The sequence below is a fragment of the Cupriavidus sp. USMAA2-4 genome (assembly GCF_001854305.1).
GTDB classification, from domain to species: Bacteria; Pseudomonadota; Gammaproteobacteria; order Burkholderiales; family Burkholderiaceae; genus Cupriavidus; species Cupriavidus malaysiensis.
Window position 1 is genome coordinate 2,789,423 of the sequence record NZ_CP017748.1, and the last position, 23,384, is coordinate 2,812,806.

12 protein-coding genes, 6 tRNA genes and 3 rRNA genes are annotated in these 23,384 nt (G+C 61.7%); all 21 read left to right on the forward strand.

The annotated features are described in order from the left end of the window. The first annotated feature begins 181 nt into the window (after window positions 1-181). The 21 genes from BKK79_RS40330 to rpsL all read left to right on the forward strand — a co-directional run bounded on the left by BKK79_RS40330 (window position 182) and on the right by rpsL (window position 23,356). On the forward strand, window positions 182-388 hold the full coding sequence (locus tag BKK79_RS40330) for a hypothetical protein (protein WP_157128426.1): 207 nt from the start codon (window positions 182-184) through the stop codon (window positions 386-388). 321 nt (window positions 389-709) lie between these two features. After that, window positions 710-2,241, forward strand: a 16S ribosomal RNA gene (locus BKK79_RS12215). A gap of 61 nt (window positions 2,242-2,302) precedes the next feature. Beyond that, window positions 2,303-2,379, forward strand: a tRNA-Ile gene (locus BKK79_RS12220). Window positions 2,380-2,389: 10 nt separating this feature from the next. After that, window positions 2,390-2,465: transfer RNA gene (locus BKK79_RS12225), tRNA-Ala, on the forward strand. Window positions 2,466-2,752: 287 nt separating this feature from the next. Then, window positions 2,753-5,631, forward strand: a 23S ribosomal RNA gene (locus BKK79_RS12230). Between the two features lie 122 nt (window positions 5,632-5,753). Further along, a 5S ribosomal RNA gene (rrf, locus tag BKK79_RS12235) occupies window positions 5,754-5,867 on the forward strand. Together the 16S, 23S and 5S rRNA genes with 5 tRNA genes alongside form the textbook arrangement of a ribosomal RNA operon. Before the next feature lie 309 nt (window positions 5,868-6,176). Next, a tRNA-Tyr gene (locus BKK79_RS12240) sits at window positions 6,177-6,262 on the forward strand. A gap of 93 nt (window positions 6,263-6,355) precedes the next feature. Next, window positions 6,356-6,429, forward strand: a tRNA-Gly gene (locus BKK79_RS12245). Window positions 6,430-6,462: 33 nt separating this feature from the next. Then, window positions 6,463-6,537, forward strand: a tRNA-Thr gene (locus BKK79_RS12250). Window positions 6,538-6,581: 44 nt separating this feature from the next. Beyond that, complete coding sequence (gene tuf / locus BKK79_RS12255; RefSeq protein WP_071010149.1) at window positions 6,582-7,772, forward strand: elongation factor Tu; 1,191 nt, start codon at window positions 6,582-6,584, stop codon at window positions 7,770-7,772. A gap of 91 nt (window positions 7,773-7,863) precedes the next feature. Continuing rightward, window positions 7,864-7,939 (forward strand) — tRNA-Trp (locus BKK79_RS12260). A gap of 56 nt (window positions 7,940-7,995) precedes the next feature. Then, on the forward strand, window positions 7,996-8,376 hold the full coding sequence (gene secE / locus BKK79_RS12265) for a preprotein translocase subunit SecE (protein ID WP_071010165.1): 381 nt from the start codon (window positions 7,996-7,998) through the stop codon (window positions 8,374-8,376). 11 nt (window positions 8,377-8,387) lie between these two features. Beyond that, on the forward strand, window positions 8,388-8,969 hold the full coding sequence (nusG, locus tag BKK79_RS12270; protein WP_071037796.1) for a transcription termination/antitermination protein NusG: 582 nt from the start codon (window positions 8,388-8,390) through the stop codon (window positions 8,967-8,969). A 183-nt stretch (window positions 8,970-9,152) separates the two neighbouring features. Further along, window positions 9,153-9,584, forward strand: a complete 432-nt coding sequence (rplK, locus tag BKK79_RS12275) for a 50S ribosomal protein L11 (protein ID WP_019447978.1) — start codon at window positions 9,153-9,155, stop codon at window positions 9,582-9,584. Next, window positions 9,585-10,280: a 50S ribosomal protein L1 gene (rplA, locus tag BKK79_RS12280; RefSeq protein ID WP_071010161.1), complete on the forward strand. Its 696-nt coding sequence runs from the start codon at window positions 9,585-9,587 to the stop codon at window positions 10,278-10,280. It begins immediately after the preceding gene. A 417-nt stretch (window positions 10,281-10,697) separates the two neighbouring features. Beyond that, complete coding sequence (rplJ, locus tag BKK79_RS12285; RefSeq protein ID WP_071010159.1) at window positions 10,698-11,219, forward strand: 50S ribosomal protein L10; 522 nt, start codon at window positions 10,698-10,700, stop codon at window positions 11,217-11,219. A 66-nt stretch (window positions 11,220-11,285) separates the two neighbouring features. After that, window positions 11,286-11,663 (forward strand): 50S ribosomal protein L7/L12, encoded by a 378-nt coding sequence (gene rplL, locus BKK79_RS12290; protein ID WP_071010157.1) that lies wholly within the window; start codon window positions 11,286-11,288, stop codon window positions 11,661-11,663. A gap of 427 nt (window positions 11,664-12,090) precedes the next feature. Then, on the forward strand, window positions 12,091-16,197 hold the full coding sequence (rpoB, locus tag BKK79_RS12295) for a DNA-directed RNA polymerase subunit beta (protein WP_071010155.1): 4,107 nt from the start codon (window positions 12,091-12,093) through the stop codon (window positions 16,195-16,197). 111 nt (window positions 16,198-16,308) lie between these two features. Beyond that, the gene (gene rpoC / locus BKK79_RS12300; RefSeq protein ID WP_071010154.1) at window positions 16,309-20,556 is read left to right on the forward strand and encodes a DNA-directed RNA polymerase subunit beta'; all 4,248 of its coding nucleotides are present in this window, start codon (window positions 16,309-16,311) and stop codon (window positions 20,554-20,556) included. A gap of 213 nt (window positions 20,557-20,769) precedes the next feature. Continuing rightward, the gene (recQ, locus tag BKK79_RS12305) at window positions 20,770-22,620 is read left to right on the forward strand and encodes a DNA helicase RecQ (protein ID WP_071010152.1); all 1,851 of its coding nucleotides are present in this window, start codon (window positions 20,770-20,772) and stop codon (window positions 22,618-22,620) included. A gap of 358 nt (window positions 22,621-22,978) precedes the next feature. Continuing rightward, window positions 22,979-23,356, forward strand: coding sequence for a 30S ribosomal protein S12 (rpsL, locus tag BKK79_RS12310; RefSeq protein ID WP_006576501.1), 378 nt, complete (start codon window positions 22,979-22,981; stop codon window positions 23,354-23,356). Window positions 23,357-23,384 lie beyond the last annotated feature (28 nt).

Below are 23,384 nucleotides of genomic sequence, written 5' to 3' on the forward strand. Positions count from 1 at the left end.
TGGGATTGACCCGGGCGCCGCGCATCCGCGCCGCCGGCGGTAATGCATGATACCCGCGGCCTCGGCGCTGGAGGCTGCCGTGGCCCTTGCCGCGCGGCGCCCCGGACGCGGGTCGCGAGCTTATGGATGTACTCCAGCCTCTATCTCTATATATAGAGACCGGCTTGCAGGCAGCGAGGCGATGCGTACCCGACCGGGGAAAGAGCTGCTTGCGTTTCTTTTCTTGGTTTTTTTGGGTCTTTTCTTCTTCTTGTCAAAAAGGCTTGCCAAGGCGGCCGGACTGGCCTACTATTCGCCCCCTCGCAACACGAAGCGCAGCGGCAAAGCCAGCAGCGACGCGGGTTGCGGGGTTGGCAGGATGGTGGGTGGTGCTGCGAAGCGCGACTGACCGAAGCGAAAAAGATGCTTCGAACCTGTTGACGAAACGCAGAAAGTTCTTCATAATCTCGTTTCTCTGCTGCTGACAACGCAGCGACGCGGTAAGCAAAGCGAATCGCGTGAGTTCTTTAACAAACAAACAGCCGATAAGTGTGGGCGCTTGATGCGGGAAGCGGAAGACCTCGGTCTTCTAGCTTACAAGTTATCAGTGCTCGCACAGTAAACATGTTTGGTTTCGTCTTCGGACGGAGCCAGTCAGTTTTCTGAGAGTGAGCGACCGCTCGAAAGAGCGAGGTTTGCGCAGGCAACTGCGCGGAACCACACAGAGATTGAACTGAAGAGTTTGATCCTGGCTCAGATTGAACGCTGGCGGCATGCCTTACACATGCAAGTCGAACGGCAGCGCGGACTTCGGTCTGGCGGCGAGTGGCGAACGGGTGAGTAATACATCGGAACGTGCCCTGTTGTGGGGGATAACTAGTCGAAAGATTAGCTAATACCGCATACGACCTGAGGGTGAAAGCGGGGGACCGCAAGGCCTCGCGCAATAGGAGCGGCCGATGTCTGATTAGCTAGTTGGTGAGGTAAAGGCTCACCAAGGCGACGATCAGTAGCTGGTCTGAGAGGACGATCAGCCACACTGGGACTGAGACACGGCCCAGACTCCTACGGGAGGCAGCAGTGGGGAATTTTGGACAATGGGGGCAACCCTGATCCAGCAATGCCGCGTGTGTGAAGAAGGCCTTCGGGTTGTAAAGCACTTTTGTCCGGAAAGAAATCCTTTGGGCTAATACCCCGGAGGGATGACGGTACCGGAAGAATAAGCACCGGCTAACTACGTGCCAGCAGCCGCGGTAATACGTAGGGTGCGAGCGTTAATCGGAATTACTGGGCGTAAAGCGTGCGCAGGCGGTTTTGTAAGACAGGCGTGAAATCCCCGGGCTCAACCTGGGAATGGCGCTTGTGACTGCAAGGCTAGAGTGCGTCAGAGGGGGGTAGAATTCCACGTGTAGCAGTGAAATGCGTAGAGATGTGGAGGAATACCGATGGCGAAGGCAGCCCCCTGGGACGTGACTGACGCTCATGCACGAAAGCGTGGGGAGCAAACAGGATTAGATACCCTGGTAGTCCACGCCCTAAACGATGTCAACTAGTTGTTGGGGATTCATTTCTTCAGTAACGAAGCTAACGCGTGAAGTTGACCGCCTGGGGAGTACGGTCGCAAGATTAAAACTCAAAGGAATTGACGGGGACCCGCACAAGCGGTGGATGATGTGGATTAATTCGATGCAACGCGAAAAACCTTACCTACCCTTGACATGCCACTAACGAAGCAGAGATGCATTAGGTGCCCGAAAGGGAAAGTGGACACAGGTGCTGCATGGCTGTCGTCAGCTCGTGTCGTGAGATGTTGGGTTAAGTCCCGCAACGAGCGCAACCCTTGTCTCTAGTTGCTACGAAAGGGCACTCTAGAGAGACTGCCGGTGACAAACCGGAGGAAGGTGGGGATGACGTCAAGTCCTCATGGCCCTTATGGGTAGGGCTTCACACGTCATACAATGGTGCGTACAGAGGGTTGCCAACCCGCGAGGGGGAGCTAATCCCAGAAAACGCATCGTAGTCCGGATCGTAGTCTGCAACTCGACTACGTGAAGCTGGAATCGCTAGTAATCGCGGATCAGCATGCCGCGGTGAATACGTTCCCGGGTCTTGTACACACCGCCCGTCACACCATGGGAGTGGGTTTTGCCAGAAGTAGTTAGCCTAACCGCAAGGAGGGCGATTACCACGGCAGGGTTCATGACTGGGGTGAAGTCGTAACAAGGTAGCCGTACCGGAAGGTGCGGCTGGATCACCTCCTTTCCAGAGCGTGCTTCCCAAGTGAAGCGTTCACACTTATCGGTCTGTTTGCTGTTACAGCCAAGGGTCTGTAGCTCAGGTGGTTAGAGCACCGTCTTGATAAGGCGGGGGTCGTAGGTTCAAGTCCTACCAGACCCACCAAGTTATCCGAGGGGGATTAGCTCAGCTGGGAGAGCACCTGCTTTGCAAGCAGGGGGTCGTCGGTTCGATCCCGTCATCCTCCACCATCGACCTTGGGTTGGACAAGCCAAATGCAAGCGCTTAGCGTTGAGCGCTTGCATTTGGCGTTGGCCAAGCGATGTGAAAGCATCGGCTGTTCTTTAACAATATGGGATGTAGTAAAGGTGTCGTGAAGCCTTGATGAGAGGCTGAAGTAACCAACACGATACCGGGTTGTGATTGTATCAACCAAAGTATTTAAGTGATCGAAAGATGACTTGGAATACGGCACAAATGCGAGAACTCAACCTGTAATGAGCGTTTCAAGCGCGAGCTTGAGACACACTCGTTATAGGGTCAAGCGAACAAGTGCATGTGGTGGATGCCTTGGCGATCACAGGCGATGAAGGACGCGGTAGCCTGCGAAAAGCTTCGGGGAGCTGGCAAACGAGCTTTGATCCGGAGATGTCCGAATGGGGAAACCCGGCCCGTATGGGTCATCCCTTGCTGAATACATAGGCAAGGGAAGCGAACGCGGCGAACTGAAACATCTAAGTAGCTGCAGGAACAGAAATCAACCGAGATTCCCAGAGTAGTGGCGAACGAAATGGGAACAGCCTTGTACTCTTTAGCAGCATTGTTAGCAGAACGGGATGGAAAGCCCGGCCATAGCAGGTGATAGCCCTGTATGCGAAAACAGCGTTGTGGAACTAGGTGTACGACAAGTAGGGCGGGACACGTGAAATCCTGTCTGAAGATGGGGGGACCATCCTCCAAGGCTAAATACTCGTGATCGACCGATAGTGAACCAGTACCGTGAGGGAAAGGCGAAAAGAACCCCGGGAGGGGAGTGAAATAGATCCTGAAACCGCATGCATACAAACAGTCGGAGCCTGGAAACGGGTGACGGCGTACCTTTTGTATAATGGGTCAGCGACTTACATTCAGTGGCAAGCTTAACCGATTAGGGCAGGCGTAGCGAAAGCGAGTCCGAACAGGGCGTTCAGTCGCTGGGTGTAGACCCGAAACCAGATGATCTATCCATGGCCAGGTTGAAGGTGCGGTAACACGTACTGGAGGACCGAACCCACTAGTGTTGAAAAACTAGGGGATGAGCTGTGGATAGGGGTGAAAGGCTAAACAAATCTGGAAATAGCTGGTTCTCTCCGAAAACTATTTAGGTAGTGCCTCGTGTCTCACCTTCGGGGGTAGAGCACTGTCATGGTTGGGGGGTCTATTGCTGATTACCCCGCCATAGCAAACTCCGAATACCGAAGAGTGCAATCACGGGAGACAGACATCGGGTGCTAACGTCCGGTGTCAAGAGGGAAACAACCCAGACCGCCAGCTAAGGTCCCAAAGATTGGCTAAGTGGGAAACGAAGTGGGAAGGCTAAAACAGTCAGGAGGTTGGCTTAGAAGCAGCCACCCTTTAAAGAAAGCGTAATAGCTCACTGATCGAGTCGTCCTGCGCGGAAGATGTAACGGGGCTAAGCCAGTCACCGAAGCTGCGGACGCACGCAAGTGCGTGGTAGGAGAGCGTTCTGTAAGCCTGTGAAGGTGTCTTGTAAAGGATGCTGGAGGTATCAGAAGTGCGAATGCTGACATGAGTAGCGATAAAGGGGGTGAAAGGCCCCCTCGCCGTAAGCCCAAGGTTTCCTACGCAACGTTCATCGGCGTAGGGTGAGTCGGCCCCTAAGGCGAGGCAGAGATGCGTAGCTGATGGGAAGCAGGTTAATATTCCTGCACCGTCGTATGATGCGATGGGGGGACGGATCGCGGAAGGTTGTCCGGGTGTTGGAAGTCCCGGTCCCTGCAGTGGAGAAGGCGCTTAGGCAAATCCGGGCGCGGGATTCAAGGCTGTGGGGCGAGCGACCATGCGTCGCGAAGCAATCGGAAGTGGTTCCAAGAAAAGCCTCTAAGCTTCAGTCATACGAGACCGTACCGCAAACCGACACAGGTGGGCGAGATGAGTATTCTAAGGCGCTTGAGAGAACTCGGGAGAAGGAACTCGGCAAATTGGTACCGTAACTTCGGGATAAGGTACGCCCTGGTAGCTTGACTGGCCTGCGCCAGAAGGGTGAAGGGGTTGCAATAAACTGGTGGCTGCGACTGTTTAATAAAAACACAGCACTCTGCAAACACGAAAGTGGACGTATAGGGTGTGACGCCTGCCCGGTGCCGGAAGATTAAATGATGGGGTGCAAGCTCTTGATTGAAGTCCCGGTAAACGGCGGCCGTAACTATAACGGTCCTAAGGTAGCGAAATTCCTTGTCGGGTAAGTTCCGACCTGCACGAATGGCGTAACGATGGCCACACTGTCTCCTCCCGAGACTCAGCGAAGTTGAAGTGTTTGTGATGATGCAATCTCCCCGCGGCTAGACGGAAAGACCCCATGAACCTTTACTGTAGCTTTGCATTGGACTTTGAACCGATCTGTGTAGGATAGGTGGGAGGCTTTGAAACCGGGACGCTAGTTCCGGTGGAGCCGTCCTTGAAATACCACCCTGGTTTGTTTGAGGTTCTAACCTTGGCCCGTGAATCCGGGTCGGGGACAGTGCATGGTAGGCAGTTTGACTGGGGCGGTCTCCTCCCAAAGTGTAACGGAGGAGTTCGAAGGTACGCTTGGTACGGTCGGACATCGTACCTAAAGTGCAATGGCAAAAGCGTGCTTAACTGCGAGACCGACAAGTCGAGCAGGTGCGAAAGCAGGACATAGTGATCCGGTGGTTCTGTATGGAAGGGCCATCGCTCAACGGATAAAAGGTACTCTGGGGATAACAGGCTGATACCGCCCAAGAGTTCATATCGACGGCGGTGTTTGGCACCTCGATGTCGGCTCATCTCATCCTGGGGCTGTAGCCGGTCCCAAGGGTATGGCTGTTCGCCATTTAAAGAGGTACGTGAGCTGGGTTTAAAACGTCGTGAGACAGTTTGGTCCCTATCTGCCGTGGGCGTTGGAATCTTGACGGGGGCTGCTCCTAGTACGAGAGGACCGGAGTGGACGTACCGCTGGTGTACCTGTTGTCTCGCCAGAGGCATCGCAGGGTAGCTATGTACGGAAGAGATAACCGCTGAAAGCATCTAAGCGGGAAACTCGCCTGAAGATGAGGATTCCCTGGAGGCTTGACCTCCTTGAAGGGTCGTTCGAGACCAGGACGTTGATAGGCTGGGTGTGGAAGCGCAGTAATGCGTTAAGCTAACCAGTACTAATTGCCCGTAAGGCTTGATCCTATAACCAGTGTGTTTCACTGGTTGACGTATCGCGTGTGCCCAAGACGGTGCCGATACCTCACAACCAAGACTACATCCCTATTCGCTGCGACGGCTCAACCCCGGCGCAGCAACCCCTTATGCCTGGTGACCATAGCGAGTCGGAACCACCCCTTCCCATCCCGAACAGGACCGTGAAACGACTTTGCGCCGATGATAGTGCGGACTACCCGTGTGAAAGTAGGTCATCGCCAGGCTCTCCCTCCCGCAAAACCCCTCGACAGCAAACGCTGCGAGGGGTTTTGTCTTTGCGGCGCTCGCAGCGCGTGTCGTGAGCTGCGCAGCGGCGCACTCGATGCCTTGCCGAGCCCTCTGACGGCGCCTCCTGGCGCGTTTCCAGAGCCCCTATAGGGTGAGAGCATCGAACTTCGATGCGTGCGATTGTGACGCAATGCTGAGCGGCGCCAAGCCACCAAGCAGAGCGGTCCCACAGGACCTGCCAGGTTTCGCGACCCGAAAGTGCTTGACACCCCTGGCAAGTTCCATCATAATCGCAAGTTCTCTGCGGAGAGGTGCCCGAGTGGCTAAAGGGGGCAGACTGTAAATCTGTTGGCTTACGCCTACGTTGGTTCGAATCCAACCCTCTCCACCAGAATGCAAGGCAGCGAGCCAAGCAAGCGCTGCGCCAGCCGCAAGGCAGTATCGCGGCGCGAGTGGCTCGTCGGTGAGCAAGTGTAGTAACCGGGCGGGTGTAGCTCAATGGTAGAGCAGAAGCCTTCCAAGCTTACGACGAGGGTTCGATTCCCTTCACCCGCTCCAGGCGCCGCTGCCGATCGAAGTAAGTCAAGTTTCGCCCATGTGGCTCAGTGGTAGAGCACTCCCTTGGTAAGGGAGAGGTCGGCAGTTCGATCCTGCCCATGGGCACCAATACACCGCACTGGCAATATCGCTACCAAGACAGGAGTCGCGAAATGGCAAAGGAAAAGTTCGAGCGGACTAAGCCGCACGTGAACGTTGGTACGATTGGTCACGTTGACCACGGCAAGACGACGCTGACGGCAGCGATCGCGACGGTGCTGGCTGCGAAGTTCGGCGGTGCCGCCAAGAAGTACGACGAAATCGACGCAGCGCCGGAAGAGAAGGCACGCGGTATTACCATCAATACCGCCCACGTCGAGTACGAGACGGCCAACCGCCACTACGCGCACGTTGACTGCCCGGGCCACGCCGACTACGTGAAGAACATGATCACGGGTGCCGCCCAGATGGACGGCGCGATCCTGGTGTGCTCGGCCGCTGACGGCCCGATGCCGCAGACCCGCGAGCACATCCTGCTGGCCCGTCAGGTTGGCGTGCCTTACATCATCGTGTTCCTGAACAAGTGCGACATGGTGGACGACGCTGAACTGCTCGAGCTGGTCGAGATGGAAGTTCGCGAGCTGCTGTCGAAGTACGAGTTCCCCGGCGACGACACCCCGATCATCAAGGGTTCGGCCAAGCTGGCGCTGGAAGGCGACAAGGGCGAGCTGGGCGAAGTGGCCATCATGAACCTGGCCGACGCCCTGGACACCTACATCCCGACGCCGGAGCGTGCCGTTGACGGTACCTTCCTGATGCCGGTGGAAGACGTGTTCTCGATCTCGGGTCGCGGCACCGTGGTGACCGGCCGTATCGAGCGCGGCGTGATCAAGGTCGGTGAAGAAATCGAAATCGTCGGTATCAAGCCGACGGTGAAGACGACCTGCACGGGCGTGGAAATGTTCCGCAAGCTGCTGGACCAGGGCCAGGCTGGCGACAACGTCGGTCTGCTGCTGCGCGGCACCAAGCGTGAAGACGTGGAACGCGGCCAAGTGCTGTGCAAGCCGGGCTCGATCAAGCCGCACACCCACTTCACCGGTGAGGTGTACATTCTGTCGAAGGACGAAGGCGGCCGTCACACCCCGTTCTTCAACAACTACCGTCCGCAGTTCTACTTCCGTACGACCGACGTGACCGGCTCGATCGAGCTGCCGAAGGACAAGGAAATGGTCATGCCGGGCGACAACGTGTCGATCACCGTCAAGCTGATCGCCCCGATCGCCATGGAAGAAGGTCTGCGCTTCGCTATCCGTGAAGGCGGCCGTACCGTCGGCGCCGGCGTCGTGGCAAAGATCATCGACTAAGTAGTACAGGCTGTAACAGGCGAGCGCGGCAGCAACCGGTCGCGCTCGTTGCCAGAGGAGCTGGCGATCCGGTCGGCTCCACAGTTGTTCTAGGGGTATAGCTCAACTGGCAGAGCGTCGGTCTCCAAAACCGAAGGTTGGGGGTTCGATTCCCTCTGCCCCTGCCAAATCCTTGGCCGCGCCGCGATCTTCCTCGCGGCGCGGCCTATCTCGTTTGCGAAACATGGCCAATCCCAACGTCGAAACCGTCAACGCCTCGGGCGGCAAATTGCAGCTCGGCCTCGCGGTGCTTCTTGTGGTTGCCGGCGTCATCGGTTTCTATGTTCTGGCGCAGCAGCCGTCCTACGTTCGCGCGGCAGCGCTGATCGCCGGTCTCGCGCTGGGTGCAGCCGTTGCCCTGACCTCCCTGCCGGGCAAGGAATTCATCGGATTCGCCAAGGAATCGTATCGGGAGCTCCGCAAAGTCGTCTGGCCGACGCGTAAGGAAGCGGGGCAGATGACGGGGCTGGTGTTCGCCTTCGTCGTGATCATGGCGCTGTTTCTGTGGTCGGCCGACAAGCTGATCGAGTGGGTTATTTTCTCACTCGTGCTCGGCTGGAAATGAAGGAATCGGACATGACGGATAACGCACAGCAGGAAACTGCCGCCGCTGAATCGCCTTCGTCGAAGAAGCGCTGGTATGTGGTTCACGCTTACTCCGGCATGGAAAAGAGCGTGCAGCGGGCGCTGCAGGAGCGCATCGAGCGCGCCGAGATGCAGGACAAGTTCGGCCGCATCCTGGTGCCGTCGGAAGAAGTGGTGGAAATCAAGGGTGGCCAGAAGTCGGTCACCGAGCGTCGTTTCTTCCCCGGCTACGTGCTGGTCGAGATGGAAATGACTGACGAGACCTGGCACCTGGTGAAGAACACCAGCAAGGTGACCGGTTTCGTGGGCGGTGCACGCAACCGCCCGAGCCCGATTTCCCAGAAGGAAGTCGACAAGATCATGACCCAGATGCAGGAAGGGGTCGAGAAGCCGCGCCCCAAGACGCTGTTCGAAGTGGGCGAGATGGTCCGCGTCAAGGACGGTCCGTTCACCGACTTCAATGGCAACGTCGAGGAAGTGAACTACGAGAAATCGCGCCTGCGCGTCTCGGTCACCATCTTCGGTCGCGCCACTCCGGTCGAACTGGAGTTCGGCCAGGTCGAGAAGGTCTGATCGGTTTGAAGATTTTGCGCATGCGGCCGACCTCCTGGTAGGCAGCAAGCGTGGCAGGCCAGAGATGGCGTGCCGAAAGAGGAGCGTGAGGTCGGGCAGGCCGGCAACGGTTTGCAAGGCGACAGCGCGTTACGACTCAACAGGACCGTATCCAGCGATGGAGCGGTCTGGATTGGAGTAAAGATGGCCAAGAAGATCGTTGGCTTTATCAAGCTGCAAATTCCGGCTGGTAAGGCAAATCCCTCCCCGCCCGTGGGCCCGGCACTGGGTCAGCGTGGTCTGAACATCATGGAGTTCTGCAAGGCGTTCAACGCCCAGACCCAGGGCATGGAGCCCGGTCTGCCGGTGCCGGTGGTGATTACCGCCTTCGCCGACAAGAGCTTCACCTTCGTGATGAAGTCGCCCCCCGCGACCGTGCTGATCAAGAAGGCAGCAGGCATCACCAAGGGTTCGCCCAAGCCCCATACCGACAAGGTCGGCAAGATCACCCGCGCCCAGGCTGAAGAAATCGCCAAGGCGAAGAACGCTGACCTCACCGCCGCCGACCTGGACGCGGCCGTGCGTACCATCGCCGGCTCGGCTCGCTCGATGGGCATCACCGTGGAGGGTCTGTAAATGGCTAAGGTTTCCAAGCGCGTCGCCGCCAACAAGGCGAAGATCGAGCGTACCAAGTTCTACCCGATCGACGAGGCCCTGGGCCTGGTCAAGGGTTGCGCCAGCGCCAAGTTCGACGAGTCGATCGACGTCGCCGTCCAGCTGGGCATCGACGCCAAGAAGTCGGACCAGGTCGTCCGTGGTTCCGTGGTGCTGCCTGCCGGTACCGGCAAGAGCGTGCGCGTGGCCGTGTTCGCCCAGGGCGAGAAGGCCGAGGCTGCCAAGGCCGCCGGCGCTGAGGTGGTCGGCATGGAAGACCTGGCTGAACAGGTCAAGGCCGGCAACCTGAACTTCGACGTGGTGATCGCTTCGCCCGACACCATGCGTATCGTCGGTACGCTGGGCCAGATCCTGGGCCCGCGCGGCCTGATGCCGAACCCGAAGGTCGGTACCGTGACCCCCGACGTGGCCCAGGCCGTGAAGAACGCCAAGGCCGGTCAGGTCCAGTTCCGTGTCGACAAGGCCGGTATCATCCACGCCACCATCGGCCGCCGTTCGTTCGAGGACGCCGCGCTGAAGAGCAACCTGGCTGCGCTGCTGGACGCGCTGGTCAAGGCCAAGCCGGCCACCAGCAAGGGTGTCTACCTGCGCAAGATCGCCGTCTCGTCCACCATGGGCGTTGGCGTGCGCGTCGAGCAGGCTTCGCTGGCAGCCTGAGGCTGACAGCGCGATCCGACCGGACCCGATAACGCCGGTCGGAACAGAATCGCAAGCCGCGGCACTGCCGCGGCGTTCTTCCGGAACGGTACCCGCCTCGCCGGCGGGCCGGGAAGGAAGCAAGGCTTTGGGCAGTGGAGCCCGCCGATGCGCAAGCACGGACGGCTTCCGCTGGTTATCAAAGACCGCTGGTGGTCGTGCCGCGCCTGGCGCAGCGTGATCTTAATCGGGCGACATGCAGTGACGGACTCCGGTCCGCCGTGGCAATCACCGCCCAACCAGCGCAGATGGCGCACCCGAAGGGATTGAAGAATCCGGGCCCAGCCCGGGTGATTCGGGCCAATCGGACGCCGTTCGTTTGGACTGATGTGCGTGTCCCGGTCTTCCGGGAGACAAGCATCGTTTTGGAGCTTAACCGTGCCACTCAATATTGAAGATAAGAAGGCCGTCGTTGCTGAGGTTTCGGCGCAAGTCGCGAAAGCTCAGACCATCGTCGTCGCCGAATATCGCGGCATCACGGTTGGCGATCTGACCAAGCTGCGTACCAAGGCCCGTGAGCAAGGCGTGTACCTGCGCGTTCTGAAGAACACGCTGGCTCGCCGTGCCGTGGAAGGTACGCCGTTTGCAGGCCTCGCAGAGCAAATGACCGGTCCGCTGATCTACGGGATTTCCGAAGACGCAGTGGCCTCGGCCAAGGTTCTGAACGACTTTGCCAAGACCAACGACAAGCTGGTCCTGCGCGCAGGGTCGTACGACGGCAAGGTGCTCGACGTCAACGCCGTCAAGGCGCTGGCAACGATCCCGAGCCGCGACGAACTGATCGCTCAGCTGCTTGGCGTGATGCAGGCGCCGGTGTCGGGCTTTGCCCGTCTGCTGGCCGCACTGGCTGCCAAGAAGGAAGAAGGCGCTCCCGCTGCTGCGGAAGCCGCCGAAGCCTAAGGCAATCCAGGCCTCGCACCACCCGATCGCAATACCGATACCGAATCACATCTAGGAGTAATCCAAATGGCAATCACCAAAGACGACATCCTCGAAGCCGTAGGCGCGATGTCCGTGATGGAACTGAACGACCTGGTCAAGGCGTTCGAAGAGAAGTTTGGCGTGTCCGCCGCTGCGATGGCCGTGGCCGCCGCTCCGGGCGCTGGCGGTGCTGCCGCTGCTGCCGAAGAGCAGACCGAGTTCAACGTGATCCTGGCCGAAGTCGGCGCCAACAAGGTTGGCGTGATCAAGGCCGTGCGCGAAATCACCGGCCTGGGCCTGAAGGAAGCCAAGGACCTGGTCGATGGCGCACCGAAGCCCGTCAAGGAAGGCGTGGACAAGGCTGCTGCTGCCGAAGCCAAGAAGAAGCTGGAAGACGCTGGCGCGAAGGTCGACGTCAAGTAAGTGGTGCTCGCGTGCCTTTTGGGCACGCGAATGGGGCTGGCAAAGGGGAATCCCGGCGCCAGCCTTTTTGCGCTTTAGCGGAGGGTGTTTTTTCTCCGCGCAAATGCGTTTTAAGAGGCCTGTGAGTGGAGTGGGGATCGCTTTTATGCGGACCTTGCCCGATGGCTCAGCAGAGGCTAAACATCAGTGGCACACTAAGTGGTTGCTGATGTTTGTCTTCTGAACCGACTGCAGAAGACAAGTTTGGTCGGGTGTCCCCGGACCGGTGCAGGCATGGCGTCGCTTCGCGACGATCGCTCCGGTCCACTGCGTGCGGGCACCGTCAGCCAGAGGTTGGTAGCGGCCAACCGCCAAATCCCCTCCCAGTCGCTGAACACCTCAGGTGCTGTGCCAGGTCCAGCCAGCCCTGCGATGATTCGGAGATCCCATGGCGTACAGCTTCACCGAAAAGAAGCGCATTCGCAAAAGCTTTGCGAAGCGCGCGACGGTCCATCAGGTTCCATTCCTGCTTGCGACTCAGATTGAATCCTACACCCAGTTTTTGCAAGCGGATACGCCAACCGCGCGTCGCAAGAGCGAAGGCCTGCAGGCCGCCTTCAACGCAATCTTCCCGATTGTGTCCCATAACGGCCTCGCCCGCATGGAGTTCGTCTCCTACCACCTCTCGAACCCGCCGTTCGACGTCAAGGAGTGTCAACAGCGCGGTCTGACCTTCCACTCGGCGCTGCGTGCCAAGGTGCGCCTGATCATCAACGATCGCGAGAACCCGACCAAGGTCAAGGAAGTCAAGGAACAGGAAGTGTACATGGGCGAGATTCCGCTCATGACCTCGACCGGCTCCTTCGTGATCAACGGCACCGAGCGTGTCATCGTGTCCCAGCTGCACCGTTCGCCGGGCGTGTTCTTCGAGCACGACAAGGGCAAGACGCACAGCTCGGGCAAGCTGCTGTTCTCCGCGCGCATCATCCCCTACCGCGGTTCGTGGCTGGACTTCGAATTCGACCCGAAGGACATCCTGTACTTCCGCGTCGACCGCCGTCGCAAGATGCCGGTCACGATCCTGCTCAAATCGATCGGCCTGACGCCGGAGCAGATCCTCGCGCATTTCTTCGTCTTCGACAACTTCACGCTGCAGACCGAAGGTGCGCAGCTCGAGTTCGTGCCCGAGCGCCTGCGCGGCGAAGTCGCCCGCTTCGACATCGTCGACAAGAACGGCCGCGTGGTCGTCGAGAAGGACAAGCGGATCAACGCCAAGCACATCCGCGACCTGGACTCGGCCGGCACCAAGCTGATCAGCGTGCCGGAAGACTACCTGCTGGGCCGCGTGCTGGCCAAGAACATCATCGACCCCGACACGGGCGAGGTGATCGCCAACGCCAACGACGAGCTGACCGAGACCGTGCTGGAAAACCTGCGCGAAGCCGGCGTCAAGCAGATCCAGACCCTGTACACCAACGACCTGGACCAGGGTCCGTACATTTCGCAGACCCTGCGTACGGACGACACGGCCGACCAGACCGCGGCGCGCATCGCCATCTACCGCATGATGCGCCCGGGCGAGCCGCCCACCGAGGAGGCCGTCGAAGCGCTGTTCCAGCGCCTGTTCTACAGCGAAGAGTCGTACGACCTGTCGCGCGTGGGCCGCATGAAGGTCAACAGCCGTCTGGGCCGCCCCAGCGGCGAAGGCGCCATGGTGCTGCAGGACGAGGACATCCTCGAGACCATCAAGATCCTGGTCAACCTGCGCAACGGCAAGGGCGAGGTCGATGACATCGACCACCTGGGCAACCGTCGCGTGCGCTGCGTCGGTGAACTGGCCGAGAACCAGTTCCGCGCCGGCCTGTCGCGCGTCGAGCGCGCCGTCAAGGAGCGCCTCGGCCAGGCCGAGACCGAGAATCTGATGCCGCACGACCTGATTAACTCGAAGCCGATCTCGTCGGCCATCCGCGAGTTCTTCGGTTCGTCGCAGCTGTCGCAGTTCATGGACCAGACCAACCCGCTGTCCGAGATCACGCACAAGCGCCGTGTCTCCGCACTGGGCCCGGGCGGTCTGACCCGCGAGCGCGCCGGCTTCGAAGTCCGCGACGTGCACCCGACCCACTACGGCCGCGTCTGCCCGATCGAAACGCCGGAAGGCCCGAACATCGGTCTGATCAACTCGCTGGCACTGTATGCCCGCCTGAACGAATACGGCTTCCTGGAAACGCCGTACCGCAAGGTCGAGAACAGCAAGCTGACCGACCAGGTCGACTACCTGTCCGCGATCGAGGAAGGCAAGTACGTTGTGGCGCAGGCCAACGCGACCGTGGATGCCGAGGGCAACCTGATCGACGAGCTGGTGTCGGCGCGCGAAGGATCCGAGCGCGAGACCCGCATGGTCACGCCGGACCGCGTGCAGTACATCGACGTGGCGCCGTCGCAGATCGTCTCGGCGGCAGCCTCGCTGGTGCCGTTCCTCGAGCACGATGACGCGAACCGTGCACTGATGGGCGCGAACATGCAGCGCCAGGCCGTGCCCTGCCTGCGTCCGGACAAGCCCCTGGTCGGTACCGGCATCGAGCGCACCGTCGCGGTCGACTCGGGTACTGCCGTGCAGGCCATGCGCGGCGGCGTGGTGGACTACGTCGACGCGATGCGTATCGTGATCCGGGTCAACGACGACGAAGCCGTGGCCGGCGAAGTCGGCGTGGACATCTACAACCTGATCAAGTACACGCGTTCGAACCAGAACACGAACATCAACCAGCGTCCGATGGTCAAGGTCGGCGACATCGTCGCCCGCGGCGACGTGGTCGCCGACGGCGCGTCGACCGACCTGGGCGAGCTGGCGCTCGGCCAGAACATGCTGGTCGCGTTCATGCCCTGGAACGGCTACAACTTCGAGGATTCGATCCTGATCTCGGAGCGCGTGGTCGCCGAAGACCGCTACACCTCGATCCACATCGAGGAACTGTCGGTCGTGGCCCGCGACACCAAGCTCGGACCCGAGGAAATCACGCGCGATATTTCGAACCTGGCCGAAGCCCAGCTGGCGCGCCTGGACGAGTCGGGCATCACCTACATCGGTGCCGAGGTGGAAGCCGGCGACGTGCTGGTGGGCAAGGTCACGCCGAAGGGCGAGACCCAGCTGACGCCGGAAGAGAAGCTGCTGCGCGCGATCTTCGGGGAGAAGGCCTCGGACGTGAAGGACACCTCGCTGCGCGTGCCTTCGGGCATGAGCGGCATCGTGATCGACGTGCAGGTCTTCACCCGTGAAGGCGTGACGCGCGACAAGCGCGCCCAGTCGATCATCGATGACGAACTCAAGCGTTACCGCCTGGACCTGAACGACCAGCTGCGTATCGTGGAAGGCGATGCCTTCCAGCGTCTGGAGCGCCTGCTGGTCGGCAAGACCGTCAACGGTGGCCCGAAGAAGCTGTCGAAGGGTGCGACGCTGACCAAGGAGTACCTGGCCGAACTGGACAAGTACCACTGGTTCGACATCCGTCCGGCCGACGAGGAAGTCGCCGCCCAGCTCGAGGCCGTCAAGGAGGCCATCGAGCAGAAGCGCCACGAGTTCGACCTCGCCTTCGAAGAGAAGCGCAAGAAGCTGACCCAGGGCGACGAACTGCCGCCGGGCGTGATCAAGATGGTCAAGGTCTACCTTGCCGTCAAGCGTCGCCTGCAGCCTGGCGACAAGATGGCAGGCCGCCACGGTAACAAGGGTGTGGTGTCGAAGATCGTGCCGATCGAAGACATGCCCTACATGGCCGACGGCACCCCTGCCGACATCGTGCTGAACCCGCTCGGCGTGCCGTCGCGGATGAACGTGGGCCAGATCCTGGAAACCCACCTGGGCTGGGCCGCGCGCGGCCTGGGCGAGCGCATCGGCGCGATGCTCAAGGCACAGGCGAAGGCACAGGAACTGCGTCCGCTGCTGGCTCAGGTCTACAACGAGAGCGGCAAGGCGGAAGACCTGGACAGCCTGTCCGACGCCGAAGTGCTGGAACTCGCCACCAACCTGAAGAAGGGCGTGCCGTTCGCGACGCCGGTGTTCGATGGTGCGCATGAGGACGAGATCCGCCGCATGCTGGACCTGGCCTACCCGAGCGACGTGGCCAAGGAGAAGGGCCTGACCGCCTCCAAGCAGCAAGTCACGCTGTATGACGGCCGCACCGGCGAGGCGTTCGAGCGTCCGGTCACGCTGGGTGTGATGCACATGCTGAAGCTGCACCACTTGGTCGACGACAAGATGCACGCGCGTTCGACCGGCCCGTACTCCCTGGTGACCCAGCAGCCGCTGGGCGGCAAGGCGCAGTTCGGTGGCCAGCGTTTCGGTGAGATGGAAGTGTGGGCGCTGGAAGCCTACGGCGCCTCCTACGTGCTGCAGGAGATGCTGACGGTCAAGTCCGATGACGTGAACGGCCGTACCAAGGTGTACGAGAACATCGTCAAGGGCGAGCACTCGATCGATGCCGGCATGCCGGAGTCGTTCAACGTGCTGGTGAAGGAAATCCGCTCGCTGGGTATCGACATCGACCTCGATCGCTACTGATCGTGACGATGCGGGGGCCGCGCGTGCGGCCCCGCCAGCGAAGGATTTCCCACAGGATGAATGCCGCCGGCCCGGCCGGAGCCGGACACGGCGGCGAAACAAGGAGTTGCAATGAAAGCATTGCTCGATCTCTTTAAGCAGGTACAGCAGGAAGAGCAGTTCGACGCGATCAAGATCGGCCTGGCCTCGCCCGAGAAGATCCGCTCGTGGTCGTACGGTGAAGTGAAGAAGCCGGAAACGATCAACTACCGCACGTTCAAGCCCGAGCGCGACGGCCTGTTCTGCGCCAAGATCTTCGGCCCGATCAAGGACTACGAGTGCCTGTGCGGCAAGTACAAGCGCCTGAAGCACCGTGGCGTGATCTGCGAGAAGTGCGGCGTCGAAGTGACGCTGGCCAAGGTGCGCCGCGAGCGCATGGGCCACATCGAACTGGCCGCGCCGACCGCGCACATCTGGTTCCTGAAGTCGCTGCCGTCGCGTCTGGGCATGGTGCTCGACATGACGCTGCGCGACATCGAGCGCGTGCTGTACTTCGAAGCATTCGTGGTGATCGAACCCGGCATGACCCCGCTCAAGAAGAGCCAGATCATGTCCGAGGACGATTACCTGGCCAAGTGCGACGAGTACGGCGAGGGTGAGTTCGTCGCCATGATGGGTGCCGAGGGCATCCGCGAACTGCTGCGCGGCATCGATATCGAGAAGCAGATCGAACAGATCCGCGCCGAGCTGCAGGCCACCGGCTCCGAAGCCAAGATCAAGAAGTTCGCCAAGCGCCTGAAGGTGCTGGAGGCCTTCCAGCGCTCGGGTATCAAGCCCGAGTGGATGATCATGGAAGTGCTGCCGGTGCTGCCGCCCGAGCTGCGTCCGCTGGTGCCCCTGGATGGCGGTCGTTTCGCCACCTCGGACCTGAACGACCTGTATCGCCGCGTCATCAACCGCAACAACCGCCTGAAGCGCCTGCTGGAACTGAAGGCGCCCGAGATCATCGTGCGCAATGAGAAGCGCATGCTGCAGGAAGCGGTGGATTCGCTGCTGGATAACGGCCGTCGCGGCAAGGCGATGACCGGCGCCAACAAGCGTCCGCTGAAGTCCCTGGCCGAAATGATCAAGGGCAAGGGCGGCCGCTTCCGTCAGAACCTGCTGGGCAAGCGCGTCGACTACTCGGGCCGTTCGGTCATCGTGGTGGGCCCGACCCTGAAGCTGCACCAGTGCGGCCTGCCCAAGCTGATGGCGCTCGAGCTGTTCAAGCCCTTCATCTTCCACAAGCTGGAGACGATGGGCATCGCCACCACCATCAAGGCGGCGAAGAAGGAAGTCGAAAGCCAGACGCCGGTGGTGTGGGACATCCTCGAAGAGGTGATCCGCGAGCATCCGGTGATGCTGAACCGCGCGCCGACGCTGCACCGCCTGGGCATCCAGGCCTTCGAACCCGTGCTGATCGAAGGCAAGGCGATCCAGCTGCACCCGCTCGTCTGCGCGGCGTTCAACGCCGACTTCGACGGTGACCAGATGGCCGTCCACGTGCCGCTGTCGCTGGAAGCGCAGATGGAAGCCCGCACCCTGATGCTGGCCTCCAACAACGTGCTGTTCCCGGCCAACGGCGACCCGTCGATCGTGCCGTCGCAGGACGTGGTGCTGGGCCTGTACTACACCACCCGCGACAAGATCAACGGCCGCGGTGAGGGCATGACCTTCGCCGACATCAGCGAAGTGATCCGCGCCTACGAGAACAAGGAAGTCGAGCTGGCTTCCCGCGTGAACGTGCGTATCACCGAGTTCGAGCTGGTGGACAAGGACGCCGAGGGCGACGCCCGCTTCGCGCCCAAGATCACGCTGCAGGCCACCACGGTCGGCCGCGCCATCCTGTCGGAGATCCTGCCCAAGGGCCTGCCCTTCTCGGTGCTGAACAAGCCGCTGAAGAAGAAGGAGATCTCGCGCCTGATCAACACCGCCTTCCGCAAGTGCGGCCTGCGTGAGACCGTGATCTTCGCTGACAAGCTGCTGCAGTCGGGCTTCCGCCTGGCCACGCGCGCCGGCATCTCGATCGCGATCGACGACATGCTGGTGCCGCCCGCGAAGGAAAAGATCATCGCCGAAGCCTCGGCCAAGGTGAAGGAATACGACAAGCAGTACATGTCGGGCCTGGTGACCGACCAGGAGCGCTACAACAACGTCGTGGACATCTGGGGCGCCGCCGGCGACCAGGTGGGCAAGGCGATGATGGAGCAGCTCCAGCACGAGGACGTGGTCGACCGCAACGGCAATACCGTCAAGCAAGAGTCGTTCAACTCCATCTACATGATGGCCGACTCGGGCGCGCGGGGTTCCGCGGCGCAGATCCGCCAGCTGGCCGGCATGCGCGGCCTGATGGCAAAGCCGGACGGCTCGATCATCGAGACGCCGATCACGGCGAACTTCCGCGAAGGCCTGAACGTTCTGCAGTACTTCATCTCGACCCACGGTGCGCGTAAGGGTCTGGCCGATACGGCACTGAAGACCGCGAACTCCGGTTACCTGACCCGCCGTCTGGTCGACGTGACGCAGGATCTGGTGGTGGTGGAAGACGATTGCGGCACCAGCAACGGCGTGGCCATGAAGGCCCTGGTCGAAGGCGGTGAAGTGATCGAAGCCCTGCGTGACCGTATCCTCGGCCGCGTGACCGTCTCCGACGTGGTGAACCCGGAAACCCAGGAAACCGCGATCGAGGCCGGCACCCTGCTGGACGAAGATCTGGTCGAGCTGATCGACAACATCGGCGTGGACGAGGTCAAGGTGCGTACGCCGCTGTCCTGCGACACGCGCTACGGCCTGTGCGCCAAGTGCTACGGCCGCGACCTCGGCCGCGGCGTGCTGGTGAACTCGGGCGAAGCGGTGGGCGTGATCGCCGCGCAGTCGATCGGCGAGCCGGGCACGCAGCTGACCATGCGTACCTTCCACATCGGTGGCGCGGCATCGCGTGCGGCAGTCGCGTCGAGCGTGGAAGCCAAGGCGACCGGTACCGTGCGCTTCACGGCGACCATGCGCTACGTCACCAACGCCAAGGGCGAGCTGATCGTCATCTCGCGTTCGGGCGAGGCGCTGATCACCGACGACCATGGCCGCGAGCGTGAGCGCCACAAGATCCCGTACGGTGCCACGCTGCTGGTGCAGGATGGCCAGGCGATCAAGGCCGGCACGCAGCTGGCTACCTGGGATGCGCTGACGCGTCCGATCGTTTCGGAGTACTCGGGCACCATCAAGTTCGAGAACGTCGAAGAGGGCGTGACCGTCGCCAAGCAGATGGACGAAGTGACGGGCCTGTCGACCCTCGTGGTGATCGACGCCAAGCGCCGCACGGCCGCCACCAAGGGCATCCGCCCGCAGGTGAAGCTGCTCGACGCCAACAACCAGGAAGTGAAGATCCCGGGCACGGACCACTCCGTGACCATCGGCTTCCAGGTCGGCGCGCTGATCACCGTGAAGGACGGCCAGCAGGTGCACGTGGGTGAAGTGCTCGCACGTATCCCGACCGAATCGCAGAAGACCCGCGACATTACCGGTGGTCTGCCGCGTGTGGCCGAGCTGTTCGAAGCGCGTTCGCCGAAGGACGCCGCCGTGCTGGCGGAAGTCACCGGCACGACCTCGTTCGGCAAGGACACCAAGGGCAAGCAGCGCCTGGTGATCACGGACCTGGACGGCAACGCCCACGAGTTCCTGATCGCCAAGGAAAAGCAGGTCCTGGTGCACGATGGCCAGGTGGTGAACAAGGGCGAAATGATCGTGGAAGGTCCGGCGGACCCGCACGACATCCTGCGCCTGAAGGGCATCGAGGAACTGGCGCACTACATCGTCGACGAAGTGCAGGACGTGTACCGTCTGCAGGGCGTGAAGATCAACGACAAGCACATCGAAGTGATCGTGCGCCAGATGCTGCGCCGCGTGCAGATCTCGGATGTGGGCGACACCAAGTTCATCCCGGGTGAACAGGTGGAGCGCTCGGAGCTGCTCGACGAGAACGACCGCGTGATCGCCGAAGGCAAGCGTCCGGCCACCTACGAGAACCTGCTGCTCGGTATCACCAAGGCGTCGCTGTCGACCGACAGCTTCATCTCGGCGGCATCGTTCCAGGAAACCACCCGCGTGCTGACCGAAGCCGCGATCATGGGCAAGACGGACGACCTGCGCGGTCTGAAGGAAAACGTGATCGTCGGCCGCCTGATCCCGGCCGGTACCGGCCTGGCCTACCACCGTGCCCGCAAGGCGCGCGAGGCGGCCGAGCGCGAACGCGCCCAGGCGATCGCCGAAGAAGAGCAGTCGCTCTTCATCGAGCCGCCGGTGGTGCAGGCGACCACCACCGAAGGCGAGGGCGACGCGGCCTGACGCGTTTCCCGGCCGGGGCGGCGATCGCTGCCCCGGCGCCGAACGGAACCAGCCCGGCCTTCGCGCCGGGCTTTTTTCATGCCAGCGCCGCACGTGCGGCAGCCTGCCGCCCAGCGGGCCGCCGGCACAATCTGCAGCAATCCGTCTCCCGCTTGATGGTATGGTTACGCCTTCCGGCGTACCCGCTCCACCCGTTTTCCCGATCCCGCACCTATGTCGTCCGCATTGGCCATTCTCAAAGATGTCTTTGGCTACCACGCCTTCCGCGGACAGCAGGCCGAAATCATCGACCACGTGGCCGGCGGCGGCGACAGCCTGGTGCTGATGCCCACCGGCGGTGGCAAGTCCCTCTGCTACCAGGTCCCGGCCCTGCTGCGCCAGCGTGCAGGCCAGGGCACGGGCATCGTGGTGTCGCCACTGATCGCGCTGATGCAGGACCAGGTGGCCGCGCTGAGCGAGGCCGGCGTGCGTGCTGCCGTGCTCAATTCGACGCTGACCTCGAGCGAGGCCTCGGCGGTCGAGCGCGACCTGCTGGCCGGGCGGCTCGAGGTCCTCTACGTGGCCCCCGAGCGGCTGATGACGCCGCGCTTCCTCGACCTGCTCGAGCGCACCCGCGTGGGCCTGTTCGCCATCGACGAGGCGCACTGCGTATCGCAGTGGGGGCACGATTTCCGCCCCGAATACATCCAGCTCTCGGTGCTGCATGAGCGTTTCCCGCAGGTACCGCGCATCGCGCTGACCGCTACCGCCGACGCGCTGACGCGGCAGGAGATCGCCGAGCGCCTGGCGCTGCAGGATGCACGCGTCTTCCTCTCCAGCTTCGACCGGCCCAATATCCGCTACCGCATCGTCGAGAAGGACAATGCGCGCCAGCAACTGCTGGCTTTCATCAAGGCCGAGCATGCCAACGCCGACGGCACCCATGACAGCGGCATCATCTACTGCCTGTCGCGCAAGAAGGTGGAAGAGACCGCGGCCTGGCTCGGCGCCCAGGGCCTCAAGGCCCTGCCTTACCACGCCGGCATGGATGCGCAACTGCGCGCACAGTATCAGGCGCGCTTCCGCGTGGAGGAAGGGATCGTGATGGTGGCCACCATCGCCTTCGGCATGGGCATCGACAAGCCCGACGTGCGCTTCGTGGCCCACCTCGACCTGCCCAAGAGCATGGAGGGCTACTACCAGGAGACCGGGCGTGCCGGCCGCGACGGCCTGCCCGCCAATGCCTGGATGGCCTATGGCCTGGGCGACGTGGTGCAGCAGAAGCGCATGATTGACGAATCCGAGGCCGACGACGCGCACAAGCGCGTGTCCTCGTCCAAGCTCGACGCGCTGCTCGGCCTGTGCGAAACGGCAGGTTGCCGCCGCGTGCGCATCCTGGCCTATTTCGACGAGCAGTCCGAGCCGTGCGGCAACTGCGATACCTGCCTGGAGCCGCCGGCCACCTGGGACGGCACGCGCGAGGCGCAGATGGCGCTGTCCTGCGTCTATCGGGTGGCCCAGGCCAGCCGCGTGCATTTCGGTGCCACCCACCTGGTCGACGTGCTGCGCGGCAATGCGTCGGAGAAGATCCGGCAGTGGGGACACGACAAGGTGTCCACCTTCGGCATCGGTGCCGACCGCTCGGTGGCGGAGTGGCATGCCATCTTCCGCCAGCTGATCGCCCACGGCCTGCTGATGATCGACCACGGCGGCCACGGCGCGCTGCTGCTGGGCGAGTCGGCGCGCCAGGTGCTGCGCGGCGAGACCACCATCACGCTGCGCCGGCAGGCCAGCAAGCCCGCCCGCGGCGGCGAGCGCTCCGCATCGCGCGGCAGCCGCACCGACCATACCGCCGGCATGGACGAAGACGCGCTGGCCAACTGGGAGGCGCTGCGCAAGTGGCGCACCGCCACCGCGCGCGAGCACGGCGTGCCGGCCTACGTCATCTTCCACGATGCCACGCTGGCGGAGATCGCGCGCAGCGCGCCGGCCACGCTCGACGAACTGGCCGAGGTGCCGGGCATCGGTGCCGCGAAGCTGGAGCGCTATGGCGAAGAGATTCTGGAGACGCTCGAGGGCGTCTGAGTCAAGCTTTATGGTATACGTAAACGTGCTTGACCGTTTACGGTTTGCCTGCTAGCATGTCAGATTCGAGTTTTTGGCTTTGGATTTCGCTCGCCCGTCGATCTTGCACCCTGCCTGTGAGGCCGGATGCGCTTTCGGCAAGCGCCGTCGGCCAGTCGCGTGATGCGGCGGTGGCATGGTGTGGCACAGGGGATCCCGGTCGAGCTCGCGTTCTTTGGTCAGTCTGGTTCCCGCCGGTCTATCGTCTCAAGAGCGCCCGCTCACACTGTTCCCGCCCAAAACCCGTAGTTGCCGTTCCGGTTCCGCCACGTGGCGCCCGGAAGGGTGTTTTGTCGTAAAAACCAAGCTGGATTGAACAATGCCAACTATCAACCAACTGGTTCGCAAGCCGCGCGTCTCGGAAGTCATCAAGAGCAAGAGCCCGGCGCTTGAGAACTGCCCGCAGCGTCGTGGCGTGTGCACCCGCGTGTACACCACGACTCCGAAGAAGCCGAACTCGGCACTGCGTAAGGTCGCCAAGGTGCGCCTGACCAACGGTTTCGAGGTCATCTCGTACATCGGCGGTGAAGGCCACAACCTGCAGGAACACTCGGTCGTGCTGATCCGCGGCGGCCGTGTGAAGGATCTGCCGGGTGTGCGTTACCACATCGTGCGCGGCTCCCTCGACCTGCAAGGCGTCAAGGACCGTAAGCAAGCGCGTTCGAAGTACGGCGCGAAGCGCCCGAAGGCAGCCTAAGACAGGCTGTCCGCGTGGCGCCGGCAAG

Excerpts from the sequence above, each read along its gene's own strand:
- BKK79_RS40330 (WP_157128426.1), top strand. The coding sequence starts at position 182 with ATGCGTACCCGACCGGGGAAAGAGCTGCTTGCGTTTCTTTTCTTGGTT.
- tuf (WP_071010149.1), top strand. The coding sequence starts at position 6,582 with ATGGCAAAGGAAAAGTTCGAGCGGACTAAGCCGCACGTGAACGTTGGT.
- secE (WP_071010165.1), top strand. The coding sequence starts at position 7,996 with ATGGCCAATCCCAACGTCGAAACCGTCAACGCCTCGGGCGGCAAATTG.
- nusG (WP_071037796.1), top strand. The coding sequence starts at position 8,388 with ATGACGGATAACGCACAGCAGGAAACTGCCGCCGCTGAATCGCCTTCG.
- rplK (WP_019447978.1), top strand. The coding sequence starts at position 9,153 with ATGGCCAAGAAGATCGTTGGCTTTATCAAGCTGCAAATTCCGGCTGGT.
- rplA (WP_071010161.1), top strand. The coding sequence starts at position 9,585 with ATGGCTAAGGTTTCCAAGCGCGTCGCCGCCAACAAGGCGAAGATCGAG.
- rplL (WP_071010157.1), top strand. The coding sequence starts at position 11,286 with ATGGCAATCACCAAAGACGACATCCTCGAAGCCGTAGGCGCGATGTCC.
- rpoB (WP_071010155.1), top strand. The coding sequence starts at position 12,091 with ATGGCGTACAGCTTCACCGAAAAGAAGCGCATTCGCAAAAGCTTTGCG.
- rpoC (WP_071010154.1), top strand. The coding sequence starts at position 16,309 with ATGAAAGCATTGCTCGATCTCTTTAAGCAGGTACAGCAGGAAGAGCAG.
- recQ (WP_071010152.1), top strand. The coding sequence starts at position 20,770 with ATGTCGTCCGCATTGGCCATTCTCAAAGATGTCTTTGGCTACCACGCC.
- rpsL (WP_006576501.1), top strand. The coding sequence starts at position 22,979 with ATGCCAACTATCAACCAACTGGTTCGCAAGCCGCGCGTCTCGGAAGTC.